A 6,240-nucleotide genomic window follows, 5' to 3' on the forward strand; every position below is an offset into this window, starting at 1 on the left:
TGCCAGATGCCCTGCCTGAGGTCGCGGTCATAGGGAATGATGCGGCGTGCCAGCGCGAACATCAGGGCAATGGCATGTTCGGCGGTAACCTCACGGTTGCCGTGCGAGTTCGCAAGCGGCACTCCGGCACGCTTGAGTGTTGCCAGATCGAAGCTGTCGACCCCGGCGAACGGTATCTGGACCAACCTGAGATGAGGCGCAGCTGCCAGCAGTTCCGGCGTCACGGACTTGGTGACCAATACGCCGATGTCGCTCCCGTGTGCTACCAGCTCAGTGGCGTCCGTGATGACCTGTGGGCGCGGACCCGTGTAGCCCGCACGCTGTGCTGCCTTGTCCCATACCTGTTCCCACCCGACAGGTGGAACGGTCCCAATGTAGACTGCCATAGCGGTACCTCCGATGACTCAGATCTATGATTCTTTTCTATTGTACCATTGTTTCGGGCAGCGAACCAACGACGGCGCGCCCGGATATAGAGACAAGGAAAAGTGTTTCTTGTCAGAAGGTCACGGCCTCCAAGGGCAGCGGGGGGTAAACCTGTCCCATGACCGGCGGCATACTGTTGTACACCCAGTCGATGTCGATGGATGCCAGTTCGGCGAGGCCATGGCGTCGGAAGCCAGTCCAGTTCCCACGCAGCAGGACGTCCTCCATGTCGAGGGTCATCCCGAACAGCGCGACCTGCGTGCCGTCTGGAATAGCTCGGAGTTCGTCCCCGTAGGGGAGTCCTGAGATTGCGATCCGTCTGCTGTCAGCTGCCTGGGCCTGGATGCAGGGAATGATGACCGGATAACCGTCTTCACCCACATAGCTGACGAACTTGAGCGAATCCAGTTTGGCCAGCATCCCTTCAGCCCACGGCGACAGAATGCGGTCCGGGTTACCCGTCGCGAGCCCGCCACGCGCCAGCCGTGTTGCCAGTCCACCCTGGATGACTTTGCCCATAGGGAGGGGGAGCCCATCGGTGATGCCTACGAGTTCCATATAATGGACCGTGTGGATGCCGAAGTACGTGTTGTAGCGCCACATGGGTTTGTTGTTGTACATCTCGTACTCCGGTCCTTCCTTGCGCTCTTCCTTCCAGAGCGCACGTCCTCGCCAAACCTTCCTTGCCAGCGACATCACGAGAAACGCCGTCTTGGGGTTAGTATGGACATTTTGTTTGCTGTACCCCTCCGTGAACTGGCCCCAAATGATCGTGTGCGGGTCACGCGACTGAATCGTCGTGATCAGCGTGACGTGTGGCAGATTGTGGGCATCCACGGTGGCCAGCAGAGCCACTTTCATGTCGGCAGCTATGGCGGTCGCCGTCGCACTGTTGATAGTTATCAGTTCGTTCATTACACCCTCCATACTAGCAGCCGCCGAGGCCCGACGGTCCCGGATCGGCAGAATGGTTTTCGACGACAAGCGGGTCATCCAGTTTTGTGCGCCCGCTCCACTGAACAATGCCCGGATCGACACCGGACGAGCGAGCCACACCTACGAGGTGCTGGACCTCTTCCGTGGACATCAGCGGCGTCCCGGCGTACAGCCAGTCGCGCCCGAGGCGCGCATACTTGTCTCGGGCCAGGTTGTTGAACGCGCAGAGGTCCCAGCGGGACACCACGTCCGCAAGGTTTTCCGCGATGAATCCTCCGAGGACTCGGATGTTGAGGTCGGCAGCGGTGGCACCGGGGATGAGCGGTGTCCGGATCCACAGTGTTCGAGGCCGCCCCTCGTGCCGCATCATATCGGCAAGCGCGAGCACGTTTGCCAGGATGACGGTGTTGTCCTGCCCGGTGAACGCCTTGTGGCGCGTAACATCAGCCTCCTTGAGATCGTAGAGGACAAGATCGGCCTCCCGAGCGACGGCCAGGAAACGGTCTGTCGCTGCCATGCCGCAGGTATCGATGGCCGTGTGCAGCCCGGCTGCATGTGCTGACACCAGAAACGATCGACAGAACTCCCCCTGAAGCGTTGGTTCGCCCCCTGAAACAGTGACCCCACCATCAGGGCCGAAGTAGGCGCGGTCCTTGATGGCCTCAGCCAGCAGTGCTTGCATTGTCCATCTGGCGCCCAGCAGGTCCATAGCCCCCGACGGACAGGCTGTGACGCAGGCCCCACAGCCGGTACAGAGGCTCCTGTCAAGCTGCATGCCCGTACCCGCCAGCAGGAGCGCATGCTGTGGACACGCCGTAACACAGGTGCGACAGCCGATGCAACGATTGCCCATCCATTGCACCTGCGGTCTCGGGTCGATGCTCTCCGGGTTGTGGCACCAGGCACAAGCCAGCGTGCATCCCTTGAGAAATACGGTCGTCCGTACGCCCGGGCCGTCCTCGGTCGACAGCCGCTGGAGTTCGAGGACGACCCCGGTCTCTTCTGTCCTGTTCACCAGCGGGACCTAATACGTATTGTGGCTTTCACGCGTGATGATCTCGTTCTGCAGTTCGCGCCCGATGCTCGCGAAGTACGCGTTGTAGCCGGTCACGCGCACCAGCAGGTTGCGGTAGTTGCCCGGATGCGCCTGAGCATCGCGCAGCATGTCGGAGTCCACCATGTTGATCTGCAGGGCTGTGCCGCCATTTTCGATGTACCCGCGCAGGAATGCCTTGAACTTGGTACGGTGTTCGGGGTCGCGCAGGATCGATGGACTGAACGTGATGGTATGACTTGCGCCGTTGGGCAGGCAGTTGAGGTACTCCCCGAAATCTCCATTCCCGTCCGGCGCCCTGCCTCCCAGTGCAGTCCCAACCGAGTTGGCACTAGCCGTTGGTCCTTTGACGTCTGCACCGTTGCTGGGGCAGATGGCGTTGCTCAGGAATTGTCCCTGGGGACGACCGTCGGCACTGGCCGCCATGACATAGCCGTCACCAACCCAGTAATTCCAGCTGAGCATGCCGGGCCGGTACTGTCGACTTGTGCTGGTGGTGCGATAGTTCCACGTCTCGGATGACCAGAGTTCCATGACGGCGCGTGCCATGGCGTCGGCCGTCTCGTCGTCCCGACCATACTTGGGCGTCTTGTTCTTCGCCCGCGCCTGCAGGACCTCGTGTCCCTTCCAGTTGTCCCTCAGGGCCGTGACAAGCTCTTCCATCGTGACCGCTTTGGCGTCGAAAACAAGGTCTTTGATGGCCAGCAGTGAGTCCACGGTCGTAGCAAACGTGACGCCCTCCACTGTGACGAAGCTCAGTTCGGCTCCGCCCTGGGTGACGTCCAGGCCCTTCTCCATGCAGCCCCGGACAAGGCAGGACAGGTACGGCGTCGGTGAGTACCGTGCGCGGATACTCTCGGACTTCTCGTACAGCTCGGTGATGCGTTTGACGATGGTCTTCGTCTGTGTGACATACGCCTGCCAGAATTCGTCCCACGAATGGAACCCGACAGCGTTGCCCGTCGCGACACTATCCTGCTGCGGTTGGAGCACCTTGCCCGTCATCCCGTCCGTCGTGGCCAGCAGGTCCTTTCCTCCCGTAAGAGTCAGCTCTACGGCCTTGAGCAGATTGAGATTGCAGTCCACTGTGCCACTGCGGTCGTTGCCGACCATCGTGTTTTCGAGGCAGCCGACCGAGGCGTAACTGTTGACGTTGTCCTTGTCGATCAACTTCTCGACATGCTCGGACTTCGCTTCGCGCATCATGCCGGCCATGGAACGCTCGTCGAAATTAAGCAGGAATGGGGCGCCCTGGCTGCCGGCAATCATGTCCACAACTTTGTCCAGCAGCTTTTCCGGCGTGCCTCGGTGTAAGCGAACATTTGGCTTTGGTTCCAGGATGGGGCTCATATCGTCAAGCACTTCCAGCAACGCGTAGGTGAGGTCGCTTGTCGCATCCTTGCCGTCCGGTCCTATGCCAGAGAGATTGAACAACTGTCCAAAGCCGGCCGTGATGCCCTGGTTGGCACCGACGCGCATCTGCGCATCATACGCGAAGTTGCAGTGGATCCAGAAACACTTGAGGATCTCCTTGCCCCACTCGCGGTCCATGCCCTCTCGCAGGGATTCCTCCCAGTAGGGAAGCAGCATGCGATCCAGGAGGCCGAACGACACTCCCGGTCCCGGGTAGTTCTCATCACTCATGACCAGCATGTGCGTCAGCCACAGCGACTGGACCGCCTCCCAGAAAGTGTGTGCCGGCTTCCAGGGGACGCGCTCCAGGTTCCCGGCCATTGCCAGGAGCTCTGCCTTGCGAACGTCGTTCTGTTCGGTTGCTGCCAGATGGAGCAACTCCTCACGATACTTTGCGGCCACGTCGCGGGCCATCGTGCTCGCCGTGATCATCGCCCGAAGCTCTGCTCCCTTCGGTCCCTTCTTGTCTTCGTCGCCGAGGGCTGCATATGCCTGTTCCAGCTTGCCATGGATCCCTTCCCAGCCGATCCTGAGGATGGTTTCATAGTCAGGAATGATGTGCCCCGATGTCGCGCCGGCATTGCCGTACCCATGATCGTGAAACCACTTCATGGAGGCTCTGGCGCCGGTGGGTCCGTAGACCAGAGCGTCGCGCTCCTTGAGTTCCTTCTCGGACCAGCAGCGGCTGGTCTGCACGTTGAAGCGTGCGCCCGCCAGCAGGTCTCCGGGCAGGATCTCGTGGGGCACGTGGTTCACCATGACTTCGCGGTTGAACCATGCGCGTCTCTCCGGCAGGGACCAGGTCCAGAACTTCTCCTCGAGTGGAACGGGGCGGGAAGCCTGGCGAATAGAACCACGGAAGGTCTGGAGGAACGCATAGGTCTCCGGCACGATGTAGTAGGTGATCTCGTCGTATTGAATATCCCATGGAGTCCCGGTGCTCCAGCACGTGTATTCGTTGTTCCACGGGCGGGAGACGCCCTTGAAGAAGTAGTCCCTCAGCCACTGGATGCGTGACGAGAGTCCCTTCGGTTCCTTGATATGGAATGACGCGACCATCTGTTCAGTCTGTGCCATTGGTTCTCCTCCCGGCGTTTGCCGCATGCTGTAGTCCGAGCAGGACGTCAGCGCCCTGTTCGAGCAAGGATTTCATGACGATGACAGCGCCCTCTGCGTCGCGCTGTTCGATCAGTCTGACAAGTGTCTCGTGTCCTTCAAAAACCCCTCTCGCCATCCCGGGGACAGCGAAGAACCGGCTGGACAGGTTGGTGTACGCGGGTTCAAACGACTTCACGAGCATGGCGTAGACAGGGTTTCCCGACGCGACCGCGACGAGGTGGTGAAACTGGAAATCCAACGCGGTGACCTCTGCAACATTATCCCCAGGCGCCGCCTTCTCCCGTTCGATGAGAAGGTTCAGCTGAACCAGCTGCTCATCCGTGCGGTTCTTGACGGCGCTCCGCGTGGTCTCAGTCTCGAACAGCAGGCGCATGTCGATGAGCCCGGCGACCAGTGACGGGTCGAGTTCTCCCTGCTGATAGGCGAGAAGGGATGCGAGCATCGTGACGGACCCTTGCGTCCTGTAGTCGCTGACAATGGCTCCATGACGGGGCCTGATCGTGACGAGCCCGCGTACCGCAAGCTCAAGGAGCCCCTCGTGGACGACCGGGCGACTGACACCCAATTGCCTGGCGATCTCCCGTTCCGGCGGCAGACGCTGGCCGATGGCAAGTTGTCCCGAGAGAATCAGCCCTTCGAAGCGCCCGATGAACTCCCTCTTGAGTGACGCTGTGCCTGATGGTTCCAGTTCAGTCTCCATCCATTCCCTTTCGCCAGACATGTCTCTTGAACCGACTCCGTTTGAGCATGTCGCAGCTGGTGGTCATACCACCTGATGTCTTCACGATAGGCGAGAGCCACAAATTGTCAAGACAGAGGCATATTTGAAGGGAGGAAGGACAGAGTCCCCGGCGGTATGAGCATGACTGACCGCCGGGGGCCGCTTTGCTGTTTCTAACTTATTCGCCCATAAACATTGCTATATCGTCATCAACTGTGCCAATACCGGCGATTCCAAATGTCTCCACGAGAACCTTTGCAACATTTGGAGACAAAAATGCCGGCAACGTGGGCCCTAAATGGATGTCTTTTACACCCAGGTATAACAGAGCCAGTAAAACGATAACCGCTTTCTGCTCATACCAGGCAATATTGTAGATGATCGGAAGATCGTTGATGTCATTGAGTTCAAATACCTCTTTGAGCTTCAGGGCTATGACAGCCAACGAATAAGAGTCATTGCACTGTCCTGCATCCAATACCCTTGGAATGCCACCAATATTTCCCAGATTGAGCTTGTTGTAACGGTATTTTGCACAGCCCGCTGTCAGTATGACCGTATCCTTTGGCAG

At 59.4% G+C, this 6,240-nt stretch carries 4 protein-coding genes and 2 pseudogenes; all 6 read right to left on the bottom strand.

What is annotated here, in order from left to right; genetic code table 11:
* Positions 1–386, bottom strand: a pseudogene (locus SMC5_RS09540) (hypothetical protein); the annotation flags it as partial.
* Positions 387–498: 112 nt separating this feature from the next.
* A complete protein-coding gene (locus SMC5_RS09545) occupies positions 499–1,341 on the bottom strand; it encodes a pyridoxamine 5'-phosphate oxidase family protein (RefSeq protein WP_165846302.1) in 843 nt (280 codons plus the stop codon).
* 13 nt (positions 1,342–1,354) lie between these two features.
* Positions 1,355–2,377, bottom strand: coding sequence for a glycyl-radical enzyme activating protein (locus SMC5_RS09550; RefSeq protein ID WP_165846301.1), 1,023 nt, complete (start codon positions 2,375–2,377; stop codon positions 1,355–1,357).
* A gap of 9 nt (positions 2,378–2,386) precedes the next feature.
* Positions 2,387–4,906 (bottom strand): pyruvate formate lyase family protein, encoded by a 2,520-nt coding sequence (locus tag SMC5_RS09555; protein ID WP_165846300.1) that lies wholly within the window; start codon positions 4,904–4,906, stop codon positions 2,387–2,389.
* On the bottom strand, positions 4,893–5,648 hold the full coding sequence (locus SMC5_RS09560) for a FadR/GntR family transcriptional regulator (protein ID WP_165846299.1): 756 nt from the start codon (positions 5,646–5,648) through the stop codon (positions 4,893–4,895). Before SMC5_RS09560 ends, SMC5_RS09555 begins: the two co-directional genes overlap by 14 nt.
* Before the next feature lie 199 nt (positions 5,649–5,847).
* Positions 5,848–6,240 (bottom strand): annotated as a pseudogene (locus SMC5_RS09565) (hydroxylamine reductase); the annotation flags it as partial.

Source organism: Candidatus Cryosericum odellii (assembly GCF_003570935.1).
Classification (GTDB): Bacteria; Caldisericota; Caldisericia; order Cryosericales; family Cryosericaceae; genus Cryosericum; species Cryosericum odellii.

Bases quoted from the DNA above. Each gene is read 5' to 3' on its own strand.
- SMC5_RS09545 (WP_165846302.1), bottom strand. From the start codon at position 1,341: ATGAACGAACTGATAACTATCAACAGTGCGACGGCGACCGCCATAGCT.
- SMC5_RS09560 (WP_165846299.1), bottom strand. From the start codon at position 5,648: ATGGAGACTGAACTGGAACCATCAGGCACAGCGTCACTCAAGAGGGAG.
- SMC5_RS09555 (WP_165846300.1), bottom strand. From the start codon at position 4,906: ATGGCACAGACTGAACAGATGGTCGCGTCATTCCATATCAAGGAACCG.